16 protein-coding genes are annotated in these 16648 nt (G+C 74.3%); 11 read left to right on the top strand and 5 right to left on the bottom strand.

The window, feature by feature from the left end; translation table 11 throughout:
- Positions 1 to 102 precede the first annotated feature (102 nt).
- Together DT076_RS14060 and DT076_RS14065 are read left to right on the top strand one after the other, a co-directional pair.
- On the top strand, positions 103 to 1692 hold the full coding sequence (locus tag DT076_RS14060; protein WP_158548148.1) for a beta-N-acetylhexosaminidase: 1590 nt from the start codon (positions 103 to 105) through the stop codon (positions 1690 to 1692).
- A 38-nt stretch (positions 1693 to 1730) separates the two neighbouring features.
- A complete protein-coding gene (locus DT076_RS14065) occupies positions 1731 to 2594 on the top strand; it encodes a helix-turn-helix domain-containing protein (protein WP_114127336.1) in 864 nt (287 codons plus the stop codon).
- Here DT076_RS14065 and DT076_RS14070 read toward each other — a convergent pair.
- Positions 2570 to 3436: an SDR family oxidoreductase gene (locus DT076_RS14070; RefSeq protein WP_114127337.1), complete on the bottom strand. Its 867-nt coding sequence runs from the start codon at positions 3434 to 3436 to the stop codon at positions 2570 to 2572. The two genes, DT076_RS14065 and DT076_RS14070, sit on opposite strands and share 25 nt — an antisense overlap.
- 236 nt (positions 3437 to 3672) lie before the next feature.
- Between DT076_RS14070 and DT076_RS14075 the strand changes: the two genes are divergently transcribed.
- The 3 genes from DT076_RS14075 to DT076_RS14085 are packed head-to-tail and all read left to right on the top strand — an operon-like array spanning position 3673 to position 5324.
- Positions 3673 to 4026: a VOC family protein gene (locus DT076_RS14075; RefSeq protein ID WP_114127338.1), complete on the top strand. Its 354-nt coding sequence runs from the start codon at positions 3673 to 3675 to the stop codon at positions 4024 to 4026.
- Between the two features lie 29 nt (positions 4027 to 4055).
- A complete protein-coding gene (locus DT076_RS14080) occupies positions 4056 to 4850 on the top strand; it encodes a deoxyribonuclease IV (RefSeq protein ID WP_114127339.1) in 795 nt (264 codons plus the stop codon).
- A 57-nt stretch (positions 4851 to 4907) separates the two neighbouring features.
- Positions 4908 to 5324, top strand: a complete 417-nt coding sequence (locus DT076_RS14085) for a hypothetical protein (RefSeq protein ID WP_114127340.1) — start codon at positions 4908 to 4910, stop codon at positions 5322 to 5324.
- Between the two features lie 15 nt (positions 5325 to 5339).
- On the opposite strand, the gene DT076_RS14090 is transcribed toward DT076_RS14085, so the two are convergent.
- The 3 genes from DT076_RS14090 to DT076_RS14100 all read right to left on the bottom strand — a co-directional run bounded on the left by DT076_RS14090 (position 5340) and on the right by DT076_RS14100 (position 7154).
- Positions 5340 to 6074 (bottom strand): SDR family NAD(P)-dependent oxidoreductase, encoded by a 735-nt coding sequence (locus DT076_RS14090; RefSeq protein ID WP_114127341.1) that lies wholly within the window; start codon positions 6072 to 6074, stop codon positions 5340 to 5342.
- A gap of 280 nt (positions 6075 to 6354) precedes the next feature.
- On the bottom strand, positions 6355 to 6915 hold the full coding sequence (locus tag DT076_RS14095; protein WP_114127342.1) for a Clp protease N-terminal domain-containing protein: 561 nt from the start codon (positions 6913 to 6915) through the stop codon (positions 6355 to 6357).
- A gap of 23 nt (positions 6916 to 6938) precedes the next feature.
- Entirely contained in the window at positions 6939 to 7154 is a 216-nt protein-coding gene (locus DT076_RS14100) for an AsnC family protein (protein ID WP_114127343.1), read from the bottom strand.
- A gap of 394 nt (positions 7155 to 7548) precedes the next feature.
- Between DT076_RS14100 and pta the strand changes: the two genes are divergently transcribed.
- The 4 genes from pta (at position 7549) to DT076_RS14120 (ending at position 12841) form a co-directional block, all read left to right on the top strand.
- Positions 7549 to 9612, top strand: a complete 2064-nt coding sequence (pta, locus tag DT076_RS14105) for a phosphate acetyltransferase (protein ID WP_114127344.1) — start codon at positions 7549 to 7551, stop codon at positions 9610 to 9612.
- 67 nt (positions 9613 to 9679) lie between these two features.
- Positions 9680 to 10900 (top strand): acetate/propionate family kinase, encoded by a 1221-nt coding sequence (locus DT076_RS14110; protein WP_114127345.1) that lies wholly within the window; start codon positions 9680 to 9682, stop codon positions 10898 to 10900.
- A gap of 83 nt (positions 10901 to 10983) precedes the next feature.
- On the top strand, positions 10984 to 11754 hold the full coding sequence (locus DT076_RS14115; protein ID WP_114127346.1) for an SDR family NAD(P)-dependent oxidoreductase: 771 nt from the start codon (positions 10984 to 10986) through the stop codon (positions 11752 to 11754).
- A gap of 61 nt (positions 11755 to 11815) precedes the next feature.
- Positions 11816 to 12841 carry a Gfo/Idh/MocA family protein gene (locus tag DT076_RS14120; protein ID WP_199539193.1) on the top strand — a complete coding sequence of 342 codons (1026 nt, stop codon included), beginning with the start codon at positions 11816 to 11818 and terminating at the stop codon, positions 12839 to 12841.
- Here DT076_RS14120 and DT076_RS14125 read toward each other — a convergent pair.
- Complete coding sequence (locus DT076_RS14125; RefSeq protein WP_158548149.1) at positions 12816 to 13763, bottom strand: serine hydrolase domain-containing protein; 948 nt, start codon at positions 13761 to 13763, stop codon at positions 12816 to 12818. The two genes, DT076_RS14120 and DT076_RS14125, sit on opposite strands and share 26 nt — an antisense overlap.
- Before the next feature lie 144 nt (positions 13764 to 13907).
- Between DT076_RS14125 and DT076_RS14130 the strand changes: the two genes are divergently transcribed.
- On the top strand, positions 13908 to 14909 hold the full coding sequence (locus tag DT076_RS14130; RefSeq protein ID WP_114127348.1) for a lysophospholipid acyltransferase family protein: 1002 nt from the start codon (positions 13908 to 13910) through the stop codon (positions 14907 to 14909).
- Complete coding sequence (locus DT076_RS14135; RefSeq protein WP_233493971.1) at positions 14906 to 16627, top strand: FAD-binding oxidoreductase; 1722 nt, start codon at positions 14906 to 14908, stop codon at positions 16625 to 16627. The genes DT076_RS14130 and DT076_RS14135 overlap by 4 nt, the downstream gene beginning before the upstream one ends.
- Positions 16628 to 16648: the final 21 nt, after the last annotated feature.

Below are 16648 nucleotides of genomic sequence, written 5' to 3' on the forward strand. Positions count from 1 at the left end.
AGCGGTGCCCGCCCGCGGCGGGAGCCTCGGGCGACGGTAGGCGACGACCCGCCGGGTGGGAAATCGGCCTCGTCGCCGCACCACCGCCAGTACGGTGCTCGGGTGATCATCCCGAAGCCGCGGTCGCTCACCCCCGCCACGGGCACCCACCGCCTGGACGCCACCACCACCGTCGCCGGACCGGCCGAGCTGGTGGCCCCGCTGCGCCGGCTGCTCGGTCCGGGCACCGGCCTGGCGCTGGAGCGCTCGGAGGCGGCCACGCTGCGGGTGGTGCACGACCCCGGGCTTCCGGCGGAGCACCACGTCGTCGAGATCACCCCCGAGCAGGTCACGCTCACCTGCGCCGACCCGGCCGCCGCCGTCTGGGCCACCCAGACCCTGCGCCAGCTGCTGCCGCCGGAGGCGCTCAGTGCCGGGGCGACCCGCACGGAGTGGGAGCTGCCCTGCCTGCGGGTCGAGGACGGCCCCCGGTTCGGCTGGCGCGGCGTGATGATCGACGTGGTCCGCCACTTCATGCCGCTGCGCGACCTGTACGCGTTGGTGGAGCAGCTGTCGCTGCACAAGTACAACGTGCTGCACCTGCACCTGACCGACGACCAGGGCTGGCGCTTCGAGTGCCGCGCCCACCCGCGGCTGCACACCGTGGGCGGCACCCGTCCGGAGTCGATGGTGGGCCCCGACGGCCCGGTCGACGGCACCCCGCACGGCGGCTGGTACACCCAGGACCAGCTGCGCTCGCTGGTGGCCTTCGCCGCCGAGCGCGGGATCACCGTCGTCCCCGAGATCGAGTTCCCCGGGCACGTCGAGGCCGCGCTGACCGCCTACCCCGAGCTGGCCGTGCCCGGTCACGCGGTGGACCGGGTGCGCAGCGCCCCGGGCATCTCCGACTACGTCATCAGCACCGACGACGCCTCGCTGGCCTTCGTCCTCGACGTCTTCACCGAGGTGCTGGACGTCTTCCCCTCGACCTTCGTCCACGTCGGCGGCGACGAGGCCCCCCGCACCCGGTGGCTGGCCAGCCCCGACAGCGCGGCGCTGGCCGAGCAGCGCGGGCTGCCCGACGCCGGGCACCTGCAGCGCTGGTTCACCGAGCAGCTGCGCGACTGGCTGGCCGAGCGGGGACGCCGGCTGGTGGGCTGGGACGAGATCTGCGACGAGGGTCCGCTGGCGGGCGCGGTGGCGATGGCCTGGCGCGGCCCGGAGAAGGGCGTGGCCGCGGCCCGGGCCGGGTTGGACGTGGTGATGGCCCCGGTGACCGCCACCTACTTCGACTACTACCCCTCAGAGCTCCCCGAGGAGCGGCGCTGCATCTTCGGGCTCACCACCACCGCCGAGGCCTACGCCTTCGACCCGCTGGCCGACCTGGACGCCGACAGCGCCGCCCGGGTGCTCGGCACCCAGTGCCAGCTGTGGACCGAGTACGTGCCCGACCTGCGTCGGGCGGAGTACCTGCTGTGGCCGCGGGCCTGCGCGCACGCCGAGGTCGCCTGGTCCGACCCCGCCGGGCGCTCCTTCGAGGAGTTCGGCCAGCGGCTGGCCGGCCACGTCGCCCGGCTCGACGCGCTGGGGATCAACCACCGCCCCGAGACCGGGCCGCTGCCCCACCAGCAGGGCGGCACCGGCGTCTGGCGGCGGGGGCCGTCCGCCCCGCCGGCCGAGGAGCCGCTGGCGCTGGCCGAGCCCGGCGTCTGATCAGGGATCCACTCAGGGCGGCGACCTAGGCTGGCGGCGTGGAGGCTCCTGGACCGGACCGCTACGCGCAGCGCTCGTTCGACAGCGCGGACGCCGGCTGGACCTCGCTGCGGCTGCTGCGGCAGACCCTCCCGTCGTCGGTGCCCGACGTACGGCTGGACCCGATCACCGACCAGCTGGTCGACCTCCAGACCGGCGGCGAGCGGGTGGTGCTGAGCCGGGACGGCCGGGGCAGGGTGAGCGCCCGGCTCGGCCCCGGCTCGCTGTCGACCACCCCGCCGGGCAAGCCCAGCCACCTCTCCTGGCGGCCCGGCGGAGGCGGCCACATCGCCCAGCTCCGGCTGCTGCTGCCCGGGACGGTCCTCGAGCGGGTGGGGGCCGAGCTCGGCGGGCGGCGGCGTCCCGCCGCGGACGCCCTGCGATTCGACGACGCGGTGCTCCGGCAGGTGGTGCACGGCGCCTGGACGGCCGCCCGCGAGGGCGCCCCCGACCTCTACGCCGCGGCGGTGGCCGAGCTCGTGGCGGTGCACCTGCTCACCGTCCACGGCGGTTCACCCACCCCCGACCCGCCGCCGCCGGACGAGCCCCGCGTCCGCCGGGCGGTCGAGGTGCTGCACGCCTCGCTGGCCCAGCCCGTCTCGCTGGCCACCCTGGCCGAGCAGGTGGGGTTGAGCCGCTACCACCTGTTGCGCCTGTTCCGCCGCCACACCGGGCGCACCCCGCATGAGTACCTGCTCGCGCTGCGTCTGGAGCAGGCCCGGCGGCTCCTGCGCGAGACCGGGCTGCCGGTGGGCCAGGTGGCCGTGCGCTGCGGGTTCGTCGACGCCTCGCACTTCTCCAAGACGTTCCGGCGGGCGGTCGGCGTCGCGCCGAGCGCCTACCGAGCGGCAGCGGTCGGCTGATCGTCCTCCGGACCTCCCGGGTGGATCGCCACCCACAGGGCCGTCGCGCGCTCCGCATCGTGCTCGGCCAGCCGGGCCTGCAGGGCGGCACGGACGTGGTCGGCGGTGTCGACGCCCAGGGGCAGCCGCAGCGGCGGGTGCTCGCGCTCGACCACGTCGAGCATCGCGCGGACGATCTTCTCGGGGTCGTTGGGCAGCGGGAAGGCATTCGAGGCGAGCGCCCGGCGGACCTCTCCGGCTGGGGTCGCCTCGTACTCCGGCATCGGTGGGGCGGTATCGAGCCCGTCGCCGAAGCCGGTCGCGGTGGCGCCCGGCTCGACGATCGTGACCGCGATCCCGAACGGGGCCACCTCGGCGGCCACGGTCTGGCAGAAGCCCTCGATGCCCCACTTCGAGGCGTGGTAGTAGCTGAAGTTGGGGTAGGTGGTCTGCCCGCCGGCGGTGGAGACCTGGAGGATGTGCCCACGGCCCTGGGCCCGCAGGTGCGGCAACACCGCCCGGATCACCTGCATGGAGCCGACCAGGTTGGTGTCGACCACCCGCCGCACCTGCTCGTCGCTGGCCTCCTCCACCGAGCAGAACAGTCCGTAACCGGCGTTGTTGACCACCACGTCGAGCGTCCCCAGCTCCGCCACCGCGGCGTCGATCACCCGGCGGACCTCGGCCGCGTCCGTGACGTCGAGCCTGGCCACCCAGAGCCGGTCGCCGTGCTCGGCGCGGAGGTCGTCCAGCGCCGCCGGCCGGCGTAGCGTGGCCGCCACCCGGTCGCCTCGGCGGAGCAGCTGCTCGGTGAGCGAACGGCCGAAGCCGGAGGAGGTGCCGGTGATGAACCAGGTCTGCATGTCTCTCCCTGCTGCTGGACCGGCACCCCGATGGTGCCGGACCCCTCCGACGCTAGGAGCGGTCGGCCGGTCGCTCCAGGGCAGGAGTTGCCCGACCCTGGTCAGGTGTTGCTCTCCCTGCACGGGCTGGGATCAGGACGGGCGGAGCCGTCCGGCAGCGTGGTCATCACGAGGCCGGAGGAGGTGCCGATCGCCGCGCGGTCGTCCTGTCAGTGGCCCGGCGTAGCGTCCGGGCCATGACGATGCAGCTGGCGATGGTGACGGTGGACAGCGACGATCCGGGCCCGCTGGCCCGGTGGTGGGCCGAGCAGGTGGGCGGTCAGGTGGTGCAGGACTTCGACGGTGGCTACGTGATGGTCGGGCTGCCCGACGGCCAGCCCGCGCTGGCCTTCCAGAAGGTGGACGACCCGACCCCGGGCAAGAACCGGATCCACCTCGACCTCACCGCCGACACCTCGGTCGAGGCCGAGGCCGAGCGGCTGGTGCGGGCGGGCGCCACGGAGGTCGGGAGGCACGAGGCGGAGGGTTTCCGCTGGGTCACGCTGGCCGACCCGCAGGGCAACCAGTTCTGCGTCGCCGAGGGCCACTGACGTCGGAGCCGGCCACTACCCTCGGGCCCATGCAGACACCTCCGATGGGCGCGCACGTCGACCAGCTCGACCCGGTCGCCCAGGCGAGGGCCAGGGACGCCCAGCTGTCGCAGTTCTTCCTCGGTGACCCGCAGGGGTGGAAGGGCCCGGTGGTGCACTACGCCGGCGGAGCGGAGGCGTTGCGGGCCGATGCCGAGGCGGCAGGTGTCGCGCTGTACGTGCACGCCCCGTACGTGCTCAACGTGGCGACCACGAACAACCGGATCCGGATCCCCAGCCGCAAGCTGCTGCAGCAGACGGTGACGGCCGCCGCCGCGATCGGGGCGAAGGGCGTCATCGTGCACGGCGGCCACGTCGGCGCCGCCGACGACCCGGCCAAGGGCTTCGACAACTGGCGCAAGGCGATCGACCAGCTGGACGCCCCGGTGCCGGTGCTGATCGAGAACACCGCCGGTGGGGCGAACGCGATGGCGCGTCGGCTCGACCGGATCGCCCGGCTGTGGGAGGCGGTGCAGTCGGCCGAGGGCGGTGACCGGGTGGGCTTCTGCCTCGACACCTGCCACTTCCACGCCGGTGGTGAGGAGCTGGCCGGGCTGGTCGACCGGGTGCGCGCGATCACCGGGCGGATCGACCTGGTGCACGCCAACGACTCCCGCGACGCCTTCGACTCCGGCGCCGACCGGCACACCAACTTCGGCCAGGGATCGCTCGACCCCGAGGGCGTGCTGGAGGTGGTGCGAGAGGCCGGCGCCCCGGTCGTGGTGGAGACCCCCGGCGAGGGGCACCGCGACGACCTGGCCTTCCTGGCGACCGCGTTCGCCTGAGCCGTCGGCCCGGGTCGTGCCCGGCCGGTGCCGGGTCGTCGCGCTACGGTCGGGGCCGTGGCGCAGCATGGACGGCAGACGGCGGAGCGGGGGGCCGCGGCCCCGGCCCGCGACCGGCTACGGGACCGGCAGTGGTACGCCGCGCTGGCCTTCCTGGCCGGCGTGCTGACCTTCGTCGGCACCTGCGCGTGGCTGGTGCTGCCCGACGCGACCGCCGCCCCGGTGCTGGTGGTGGCCTACCTGGTGGCGCTGCTGCCGCCGACGGTGTGGACGGCGTCGCGGCTGCGCGGCTCGCGGCGCCACGTCGCCGGCCACGTCGCGCTGGTCGCGGTCGAGGTCGCCCTGCTGCTGGGCACGCTGCTGCTGGCCCCGCGCGCCGACGACCCCTTCGGGGCGGCGCTGCTGCTCGGGGGTCTGTCCTTCCTGCTGGCGGCCGGCGGCGGGCTGCTGCTCAAGAGCCTCGCCCAGCGCTGAGCGCCCGCGCCGCGCTCAGCGGCGGTGCACCACCCGGGCCGAGCTCTGGTCGGTGGCCAGCATGAGGATCTGGTCGATGTTGACGTGCTTGGGCCGGGTCGCGACCCAGACCACGGCGTCGGCGACGTCGTCGGCGCTCAGCGGCGTCATGCCCTCGTAGACCTTCGCGGCCGCGTCGGCGTCCCCGCGGAAACGGGTCACGCTGAACTCGGTCTCCACCATGCCGGGGTCGATCTGGGAGACCCGGACCGGTTGGCCGAGCAGCTCCATCCGCAGCACCCGGCTGAACGCCGACACCGCGTGCTTGGCCGCGTTGTAGCCCGCCCCGCCCGGGTAGGGCTCGCGGCCGGCGATCGAGCCGATGGTGATGACGCGACCGTCACCGGAGGCGACCAGCGCCGGCAGCAGCGCCTGGGTGACGTGCAGGGTGCCGAGCACGTTGGTCTCGTACATGGTGCGCCAGTCCTCGGGGTCGGCCTCGGCGACCGGCTCGGTGCCGATCGCGCCGCCGGCGTTGTTGACCAGCACCTCGCAGCGCTCGATCCCGGCGCAGAAGTCGCGCACCGAGCCGGCGTCGGTGACGTCGAGGGGGCGGACGTCGGCGCCGAGCTCGTCGGCCAGCGGCTGCATCCGCTCGACCCTGCGGGCCCCGACCACCAGGTCGAACCCGGCCGCGGCCAGGGCGCGGGCGCTGGCCGCCCCGATCCCGCTGCTCGCTCCGGTCACCACCGCCAGCGGACGTCCCGCCATCGCTGCTCCTCCTCGGTCGCGTCCCCGGCTGGGACGACCGCCCCACCCTCTCAGACCGCTGCTGCCGGTCGTGGACGCCGCCGCACCACGCCCATCCCCGCTGCGCTTCACACACCTTCGCCGCACCGCACACACGCTGCAGCATGGGTGCCGTCGCGCGACGGTGTGTGGCGCCCACCCGCTCCCGTCACGGCACACACCCTCGCGGCACCGCACACACGCTGCAGCATGGGTGCCGTCGCGCGAAGGTGTGTGCCGGCGGCGGGCAGCGGGGTGAGGCTCAGCGGCGCGGGGCCAGCTCGGCGACGGCGGCGCGCAGGCCGTCCAGGGTGAGGCCGGCCGCGGCCATGATGTGGGCGGCCGCGCCGGCCTCGGCGCGCACCAGCCCGAGCACCAGGTGCTCGGTGCCGAGGTGACGGTGACCGAGGTCGAGGGCCTCGCGCAGGGTCAGCTCCAGCGCCGTGCGAGCGGCGGCGTCGAAGGGGATGTGCCCCTCCCTGGCGCGCCGGCGACCGGCACGGGTGCGCTCCAGCGCACCGGGCCCGAAGGCCTCCTCCGCCTGGGAGCGGACCGCGTCCAGGTCGATCCCCAGCCGCCACAGCTTCTGGGCGTCGGGGCCGGAGGGGTCGGTGCGGGCGATCGCCTGCACGGCGGCCGCGGCCTCCGACCGGGGCAGACCGGCCCGGGTGAGCACCTCCGCGCCCACCGACTCCGCCCCCGGTGGGTCGTACAGGCAGATCAGCAGGTTCTCGGTGCGGACCTGGCCCTGGTGCCGGGACCGGGCGTCCTCCTGGGCCAGCACGACCGTGCGCCGCGCCTCCGCGGTGAACTTCTCGAACATCCCTCTCCTCCTCCGCGCCGTGCTCAGTAGCCGAGCCGTCGGTACTTCTGGTGCACGGCCTGCTTGCTCACCTGCAGCACCGCCGCGATCTGCTGCCACGACCAGCCGTGCTGGCGCGCGTTGACCACCTGCAGCTCCTCCAGGGACTCCTGCAGGGCTCGCAGCGCCGCCACCGCGGCCAGCCCCTCGGCCGGGTCCTTGCTGGAGGCCGCTGCCGCCACTCCCGTCGCATCCGCCATGGTCGTCAACCTAACTTGACGGCTGGCGTCCGTCAATCTTTCTTGACGCCTTCGTCCTGCCGGGAACGGGAGCGGTGCGTCGAGCGGGCGGTGCTCGCGTCCACCAGGTGGGCGGGCCCGACAGGTGCCGCGAGTGGGCGCTGCTCGGGCCGGCGGACGCCCGGGGCGCACGAGGAGCGCGTCGAGTGGGCGTTGCTCGCGGGAACGGGGCGGCCGGCCGATGGATGCCGCGACCGGGCGCTCGTCGGGCCCGGCGGCGCGTCCGGGTCCGACGGGCGCCGCGAGTGGGCGGGCTTGGCGCCGGGACCCAGGTGCGCCACGGCGCAGACGGGGTTCACCTCCGCGACACCACGCCGACGTCGGAGGCGCACGGGAGTGCCGTTAGCCTCGGCGCGTGACCCGCAGCGTCTACATCGCCTCCCCCGAGGGCCTGACCGGCAAGTCGACGGTCGCGCTCGGACTGCTCGACCAGCTGATCCGCGACGTGGGCACGGTGGCGGTCTTCCGGCCACTCGTGCACGCCGGGGGCCGCGACACCCTGGTCGAGCTGCTGGTCGACCAGCCCGGGGTGGACGTGGCCTACGCCGAGGCGGTCGGGGTCACCTACGACGACGCCCACGCCGACCGCGACGCCGCCCTCACCGCCATCGTCGAGAAGCACGGCGAGCTGGCCGAACGGTTCCCGGCGGTGCTGGTCCTCGGCTCGGACTACACCGACACCTCCACCCCCGACGAGCTGGTGCTCAACGCCCGGATCGCCTCCAACCTGGCCGCCGGCGTGGTGCTGGTGGTCAGCGGCGTGGACCGCGACGCCGAGGAGGTCATCACCACCGCCGAGCAGGCCCGCCGGGTGTTCGCCGCCGAGCACGCGGCGGTCTCGATGGTGATCGCGAACCGGGTGCACCCCGACGTGCTGGCCGAGACCCGCACCCGGCTGGCCGAGCACTTCCCCGACCTCTGCTCCTCCGCGATCGGTGAGAGCCGGGTCCTGGCGGCGCCGTCGGTGCGCCGGCAGCTGGAGGCGGTGGACGCCCAGCTGGTGCGGGGCAACCAGGACTGGCTGGACCGGGAGTCCCTCGACCTGCTGGTGGCGGGGATGACGCTGCCCAACGTGCTGGCCCGGCTCACCCCCGAGACCACGGTGATCGCCGCCGGCGACCGTCCCGAGATCCTCGCCGGGCTGGTGCTGGCCCACCGCTCGGGCACCTTCCCCCCGCTGGCCGGGATCATCCTGGTCGGCGGCTACGAGGTGCCCGAGACCGTGCTGCGGCTGGTCGAGGGCGTCGAGCACGACCTGCCGATCGCCATCACCTCCCTGGGCACCTACCGCACCGCCGAGCGGCTCTCCCGGCTGCACGGGCCGATGATCGTCGGCTCCGGACGCAAGGTGGAGGAGGCCCGGCGGCTGTGGGCCGAGGGGGTGGACGCCGAGGCGGTGCAGCGGGCGCTGGACGTCCAGCCGTCCGGGGTCCGCACGCCGCTGATGTTCGAGTACCAGCTGCTCGAGCGGGCCCGCGCGGACCGGAAGCACATCGTCCTGCCCGAGGCCTCCGACGACCGGATCCTGCGCGCCGCCGACGTGCTGCTGCGCCGCGGGGTGGCCGAGCTGACGCTGCTCGGGGAGGAGACCGAGGTGCGGGCGCGGGCGTCCACGCTCGGGCTCGACCTGGACGCCGCCCGGGTGCTCTCCCCGCGCGACCCGGAGCTGGTCGAGCGGTTCGCCGCCGAGTACGCCCGGCTGCGGGCGCACAAGGGGGTGACGATCGAGCAGGCGCGGGAGAAGGTCGTCGACATCTCCTACTTCGCCACGATGATGGTTCAGCTCGGGATGGCCGACGGGATGGTCTCCGGCGCCGCACACACCACCGCCCACACCATCCGCCCCGCGCTGGAGTTCGTGAAGACCCGGCCCGGGGTGCGCAGCGTCTCCAGCGTCTTCCTCATGCTGCTCAGCGACCGGGTGCTGGCCTACGGCGACTGCGCGGTGATCCCCGACCCGACCGCCGAGCAGCTGGCCGACATCGCGGTCTCCTCCGCCGACACCGCGCGGGCGTTCGGGATCGAGCCGCGGGTGGCGATGCTCTCCTACTCCACCGGCAGCAGCGGCTCGGGGGCGGAGGTGGAGAAGGTCCGCGAGGCCACCGCGCTGGTGCGCGAGCGCGCGCCGGAGCTGCCGCTGGAGGGCCCGATCCAGTACGACGCCGCCATCGACCCCGACGTGGCCCGCACCAAGCTGCCCGACTCCCCCGTGGCCGGACGGGCCACCGTGTTCGTCTTCCCCGACCTCAACACGGGCAACAACACCTACAAGGCGGTCCAGCGCAGCGCCGGCGCGGTCGCGGTGGGCCCGGTGCTGCAGGGCCTCAACAAGCCGGTCAACGACCTCTCCCGCGGTGCCCTGGTCGACGACATCGTCAACACCGTCGCGATCACCTGCGTGCAGGCGCAGAACCTCTGAGCCCTGGACGACCTCAGCCAGCCGCCCGCACCCCGATCCGGCCCGACCGGTCGGTAGCGTCTGCGACGTGGCCACCGAACCAGGCAGTGCCCCCGCCCAGGACCAGCGCAGCGTGCTCGTCCTCAACAGCGGCTCGTCCTCGCTGAAGTACCAGCTGGTCGACGTCGACTCCGAGCAGGTGCTGGCCCGCGGCAGCGTGGAGCGGATCGGGGAGTCCGGCTCCGCGGCCAGCCACACCGCCGGCGAGCAGACCACCCGCTCCGACGACCGGGTCTCCTCCCACGGCGACGCGCTGGCGATCCTCATGGAGGCCTTCGACCGGCACGGGCCGGACCTGGACGAGACCGGGTTGGTGGCGATCGGGCACCGGGTGGTGCACGGCGGCGGGCACAGCGAGCCGCAGGTGGTCACCGAGGACGTGCTGGAGGAGATCGAGGCCCTGCAGGTGCTGGCGCCGCTGCACAACCGGGCCGCGGCGATGGGCATCCGCGCGGCCCAGGCCATCCGGCCCGACGTCCCGCACGTGGCCGTCTTCGACACCGCCTTCTTCGCCGGGCTGCCCGCCGAGGCCGCCACCTACGCGCTCGACCGGGAGGTGGCCGCGCGGCACCGGCTGCGCCGCTACGGCTTCCACGGCACCTCCCACGCCTGGGTCTCCCGGCAGGCGGCCGAGCTGGTCGAGCGTCCCTACGAACAGCTCAAGCAGGTCGTGCTGCACCTGGGCAACGGGGCATCGGCCTCCGCGGTCGACGGCGGCCGCCCGGTCGACACCTCGATGGGCCTGACCCCGCTGGAGGGCCTGGTGATGGGCACCCGCAGCGGCGACCTCGACCCGGCCGTGGTGCTCACCCTGGCCCGCGCCGGCGCCAGCACCGACGAGATCGACCGGCTGCTCAACCAGCGCTCCGGCCTGCTCGGGCTCAGCGGCGTCAACGACTTCCGCGAGCTGCAGCAGCGGGTCGACGCCGGCGACGCCGACGCCCGGCTGGCCCTCGACGTCTACGTGCACCGGCTGGTGAAGTACGTCGGCGCCTACCACGCCCTGCTCGGCGGCACCGACCTGCTGGTCTTCACCGCCGGCGTCGGGGAGAACAACCCCGCGCTGCGGGCGGCGGTGGCGAAGCGGCTGGAGCCGCTCGGCTTCGTGCTGGACGAGTCGGCCAACACCGCCGGACGGGTCGTCGGCGGCCGGGTGGTCTCCACCCCCGACTCCCCCGTCACCATCGCGGTCGTCCCCACCAACGAGGAGCTGGCCATCGCCCGGCAGGCGGTCGACCTGGTCGGCTGAGCCCGGACGCCGGTCAGCCGGCCCCGCGGCCGGGGGACTGGTCCCGCCGCCCCGGCCCGGTGCCGCCCACTACGCTGACCGCCATGACGACTGCGCTGGTGACCGGGGCCACGGCGGGCATCGGGGCGACGTTCGCACGTCACCTCGCCTCCCGCGGGAACGACCTGGTGCTGGTGGCCCGCGACGAGCAGCGGCTGCGGACGTCGGCGGCGGAGCTGTCCCGGGTGTACGGCGTGGACGTCGAGGTGCTGCGCGCCGACCTGGCCTCCCGGGCCGACACGGTGCGGGTCGCCGAGCGGGTCGCCGACGCCGATGCACCCGTCGAGCTGGTGATCAACAACGCGGGGTTCGGTCTGCAGAGCACCCTGCTCGACCCCGACACCTCCGTGCACGAGCGGGCGCTGGACGTGATGTGCCGGGCGGTGCTGATGATCAGCGGCGCCGCCGCCCGCGCGATGCGCGACCGCGGCAGCGGCCGGATCGTCAACGTCGCCAGCACCGCCGGCTGGGTGACCCTGGGCCACTACTCGGCGATCAAGTCGTGGGTGACGGTCTACACCGAGAGCCTGGCGGTCGAGCTGGCCGGCACCGGCGTCAGCGCCACCGCCCTCAACCCCGGCTGGGTGCACACCGAGTTCCACGACCGGGCCGGCATCCGCGCCTCCAAGCTGCCCGACGTGGTCTGGGTCGACGTCGACCGGCTGGTCACCGAGTGCCTGGACGACGTCGAGCGGGGTCGGGTGATCAGCATCCCGACCAAGCGCTGGAAGGCCGCGATCTGGCTCGCCCAGCACCTGCCGCGCCCGGTGATCCGCAAGGTCTCCTCGCTGCTGCAGTCCTCGCGCCGGCACTGACCCGCCCGACCCGAGCCCCCCACCGCCACCCGAGCCCGCCCGCACGACCCGGAGGACGACGATGACCACGAGCTGCCTGGACGCCGCCGAGGACCCGCGCGAGGCCCCGCCGCTGCGCTGGGGGGTGCTGGCCCCGGGCGGGATCGGGCGCACCTTCGTCCGCGCCGTCACCGAGCACACCCGCTCGAGCGTGGTCGCGGTCGGCTCGCGCAGCCAGGAGCGGGCCGACGCGTTCGCCGCCGAGTTCGACGTCCCGCGCGGCTACGGCAGCTACGCCGAGCTGGTCGCCGACGAGGAGGTGGACGCGGTCTACGTCGCCTCGCCGCACTCCGAGCACGCCGCCCAGGCGCTGCTCGCACTGGAGGCCGGCAAGCCGGTGCTGGTGGAGAAGGCGTTCACCCGCAACCGGGCCGAGGCGCAGCAGGTCTTCGACGCCGCCGGCTCGGCGGGTCTGTTCGCGATGGAGGCGATGTGGACCCGCCACCTGCCGCACGTGCTGCAGCTGCACCAGCTGCTCGCCGAGGGCGCGATCGGTGAGGTGGTGGCGGTCCGGGCCGACCACGGCCAGTTCTTCGCCTTCGACCCCGCGCACCGGATGTACGACCCGGCGCTGGCCGGGGGCGCCCTGCTCGACCTCGGTGTGTACCCGCTGGCCTTCGTCCTCGACCTCCTCGGCGCACCGGCCTCGGTGACCGCCAGCGGGACGCTGACCGAGACGGGCGTGGACGGCCAGGTCGGCGTCCTGCTCGACACCCCCGGACGGGCCCAGGGGGTCGCCCACACCACGCTGTGGTCGGCCACGCCGAACACCGCGGTGGTCTGCGGCACCGAGGGCCGGATCGAGGTGGCCGGGACGTTCTTCACCCCGACCACGCTCACCCTGGTGCCGCGCCAGGGCGACCGGGTGACCTTCGACGGCCGGGTGGACGGCGGCTTCCAGTACCAGGTCGCCGAGGCGGCCCGCCGGATCACCGCCGGTGAGCAGCAGAGCCCGCGGATGAGCTGGCAGCACACCCTCGACGTGATGGCGGTGCTGGACGAGGCCCGCCGCCAGGTGGGCGTCAGCTTCCCGGGCGAGCCGCGCTGAGGACGTCCCGCGCGAGCTCCTCCAGCAGCGGCAGCACCGGGCGGGACGCGTCGTTGCGCCACCGCTCGGGGCTGCCGGTGGCGACCAGCACCAGCCCGTGGTCGGGGGCGATGAGCACCGCCTGCCCGGCCCAGCCGGCGGCCAGGCACGTCCGGACCCCGGCGTCGTCGGGCGAGAGCCACCAGCCGTAGCCGTAGGGCCGCTGCTCGGGCGGCCCACCCGGGCTGCAGGCCCGCCAGGCCCGCTCGCGGTAGCGGTCCGGCACGGCGCGCCCGTCGGCCCAGGCCCGTCCGAACGCCAACAGCTGGCGCGGGCTGAGCCGGGCGTCGCCGAACCCGTACGGGACGCCCTCAAGGTCGCGGGGCCAGTCCACGTCTGCGCAGCCGCTCGGCTCCAGCACCCGGCGGGCGTAGCCGAGCAGGTCTCCGCCGACGGCCCGCTGCAGGCCGGCGGCCAGCAGGTGCCAGGCCCCGTTGTCGTAGCGGAAGCGGCGGCCGGGGGCGTCGAGCTGGGCGAACTCCAGCAGCGCCGGCACCCACCCGGACGGCAGCGCCATCACGTCGTCGATCGGCAGCAGGCCGCCGTCGGCGCCGCTGGTCATCGACAGCAGGTGGTGCACGGTGGCCGGACGCCGCGGCGGCGGCACCGGGTCGCCGAGCAGCTCGTGCAGGGTGGTGGTGAGGTCGACCAGACCGTCGGCCAGCGCCCACCCGGTCACGGTGGACAGCAGCGACTTCGTCACGCTGGCGATCGTCGGCACCGGGGTGTCCAGCCCGTCGCCGTGCAGGTCGACCGCGGTCACCTCCCGGTTGCCGACCGCCGCCAGCAGCGTGCTCGTCGCCGCCAGCTCCGGCTCGTCCCGGCAGCGGGCGGCCACCCGCTCCAGCCCGGCTCCCAGCGCGCCCTCGTCCACCTCGCTCATCAGCACGGAGGCTCGGGCACCGGGGGCGGCGCCGTCCCTCGGATTCCCGCGCCGCCCGTCGACAGGCTCGAGGCGTTGGGCCCGGCGGCCGGGGTCGCGCTCGCCGTTGTGCGATCGGCTGGGTGGCTGGCCTAGTCTGAGCGGGTGCGAGAGAGAGCGCGCTACACGTCCCGGGCGCATGCAGTGGCCCGATCCGTGGCCCAGCGGGTGCTCCTCAAGCCGGTGGTCTCCGCGATCACCGAGGTGACGGTGCACGGCCGGCACAACCTCGACAACTTCAGCGGCCCCTACGTGGTGGTGTCCAACCACAACAGCCACCTCGACACGCCGCTCATCATGGGCGCGCTGCCGCGGCGGCTGTCGCGCTACCTCTCCGCCGGCGCGGCCGCCGACTACTTCTTCCGCAGCTGGTGGCGGGCCTGGCCGACCGCGCTGTTCTTCAACGCCTTCCCGGTGGAGCGCACCGGCACCCGCAACCGCAAGGGACTGGCCGGCAAGCTGCTGTCCGACGGCGTCCCGCTGCTGCTCTACCCCGAGGGGACCCGGTCGCGGACCGGTCAGATGGCCCCCTTCAAGCCCGGTGCGGCCGCGCTGTGCATCAGCCGGAACGTGCCCTGCATCCCGGTCGCGCTGGTGGGTGCGCACGAGGCGATGCCGCACGGCCACGGCTGGGTCCGCCGCGGGCGTCCGCCGGTGCACGTGGTCATCGGCAGCCCGATGTGGGCCCGTCCCGGGGAGATGTCGACCAGCTTCTCCGAGCGCATCTCCAAGGTCATCGCCGACATGCACGACCAGACCGCGACCGCGGTCGGTCTGCCCCGGCTCATCGACTACGCCAGCCGGGCGGCGGAGAAGGAGGCGCGCGAGGCGATGCTCGCCCGCGCCGCCGAGGACGACCCCGATCTGCTGGAGGACCGGGCGCAGCTCGCCGTGGCCGCCAGCGCGTCCAGCCCCGACAGCCCCGAGAGCCCGTCCAGCGGCCGGAGCCCGGCGAGCCCGGACGACCCGTCGGGGCAGCGGGAGGACGAGGGGCGCAACGGCCACCGGGCGGAGCGCGACGCGCTCCCGCACCGACGGCGGCGGGCCGGGCTGCCGGCCAGGCTCGCCCGACGGATGAGGAAGACGACCCAGGAGGAGACGTCGTGAAGGGTGTCAAGCACATGAAGTGGTGGGGCTGGGGCGTCGAGGGCGTCTCGTTCCACCACGAGGACAAGCCGAGGCTGGCTCCCTTCGTGCGCGACAAGGTCGGCATCGACATCACCACTCCGGCCGCCAGCGCACCGCTGCGGTTCGAGGACCTCGACATCCCCGAGCCCCAGCTGCCCGACGCCCTGGGCGACCGGCTGACCCGGGCGGTCGGTGCCGGCAACGTCACCACCGACCCGATGGAGCGGCTGGTGCACACCTACGGCAAGAGCGTCCGCGACCTGGTGCGGATCCGCCGCGGCCAGCTGGGCCGGATGCCCGACGTCGTCGTCTACCCCAGCAGCACCGAGGAGACCGCGGCGGTGGTGGACGCCGTGGTGCAGGCCGACGCGGTGCTCATCCCCTTCGGCGGCGGCAGCAACATCGCCGGCTCGCTGGAGGCGCCGGCCGGTGAGACCCGCACGGTCGTCTCGGTCGACCTCGGCCGGATGCGCAAGGTGCTGCAGATCGACGAGGAGTCCGGGCTGGCGCTGATCGAGGCCGGCGCCCAGGGCCCGGACCTGGAGGAGCAGCTGAACAAGCGCGGCTGGACGATCGGGCACTTCCCCGACTCCTTCAGCCACTCCACCCTCGGCGGCTGGATCGCCACCCGCTCCTCGGGCATGCAGTCCGACCGCTACGGCGACATCGCCGACATCACCCGCGGGCTGACGATGGCGATGCCCCCTGCTCCTGGCCAGGAGAAGGGTGAGGTGCTCACCCTGCGTCCGCTGCCGAGCACCTCCACCGGTCCGTCGGTGCGCGAGATGGTGCTGGGCAGCGAGGGACGCCTCGGCGTCATCACCGAGGCCTGGGTGAACGTCAAGCGGGTCGCCGAGGAGCGCGTGGTGCTCGGCTACTTCTTCCCCGACTTCGCCACCGGGCTGGCCGCGCTGCACGAGATCAACACCTCCGACGCCTCCACCCTGGTGGCCCGGATCTCCGACGAGCGGGAGACCCAGTTCTCGCTGGCGACGTCCAAGCGCAGCAAGGGCCTGAGCAAGTACGTCACCAAGGCGCTGATGGCCTACCTGGTCCGCAAGGGCTGGGACCTGGACAAGCTGTCGATGAGCTTCATCGGCTACGAGGGATCGAAGAGCCACGTCGCGCTGCAGCAGCGGCTGGTCCGCGAGATCGTCGGGAAGCACGGCGGCATCGTGGTCGGCAAGGGCCCGGGCGTGCTGTACGACCAGAAGAAGTTCGACACGCCCTACATCCGCGACTTCCTGCTCGACCGGGGCGCCACCGCAGACGTGTCGGAGACCGCAGCCCCCTGGTCGCGGCTCAAGCCGCTGTACGACAACGTCATCGCCACCGCGGAGAAGGCCTTCGCCGACATCGGCTGCCAGGGCTACATCATGTGCCACCTCTCCCACAACTACCACTCCGGCGCCTGCCTGTACTTCACCTTCGCGATCGCCTACGAGGGCGAGGACGTGCTGGCGCGCTACGACGTGGTCAAGCGGGCCATCCAGGGCGAGTTCATCCGCTCCGGCGGCACCCTCAGCCACCACCACGGCGTCGGGGTGGAGCACTCGCCGTGGCTGGAGGACGACGTGTCCCCGGCCGGGGCGAAGATGATCGGACGGCTGTTCGACGGCACCGACCCGGGCCGCAACCTCAACCCGGGCAAGGTCGTGCACACCGGCGAGCCCGGTGTCTCGATCCTGTCGGAGTGAGGGTCCTCGTCAGGGGTGCCG

Origin of the sequence: Desertihabitans brevis (genome assembly GCF_003327535.1) — a bacterium.
In the GTDB taxonomy this organism is placed as follows: Bacteria; Actinomycetota; Actinomycetes; order Propionibacteriales; family Propionibacteriaceae; genus Desertihabitans; species Desertihabitans brevis.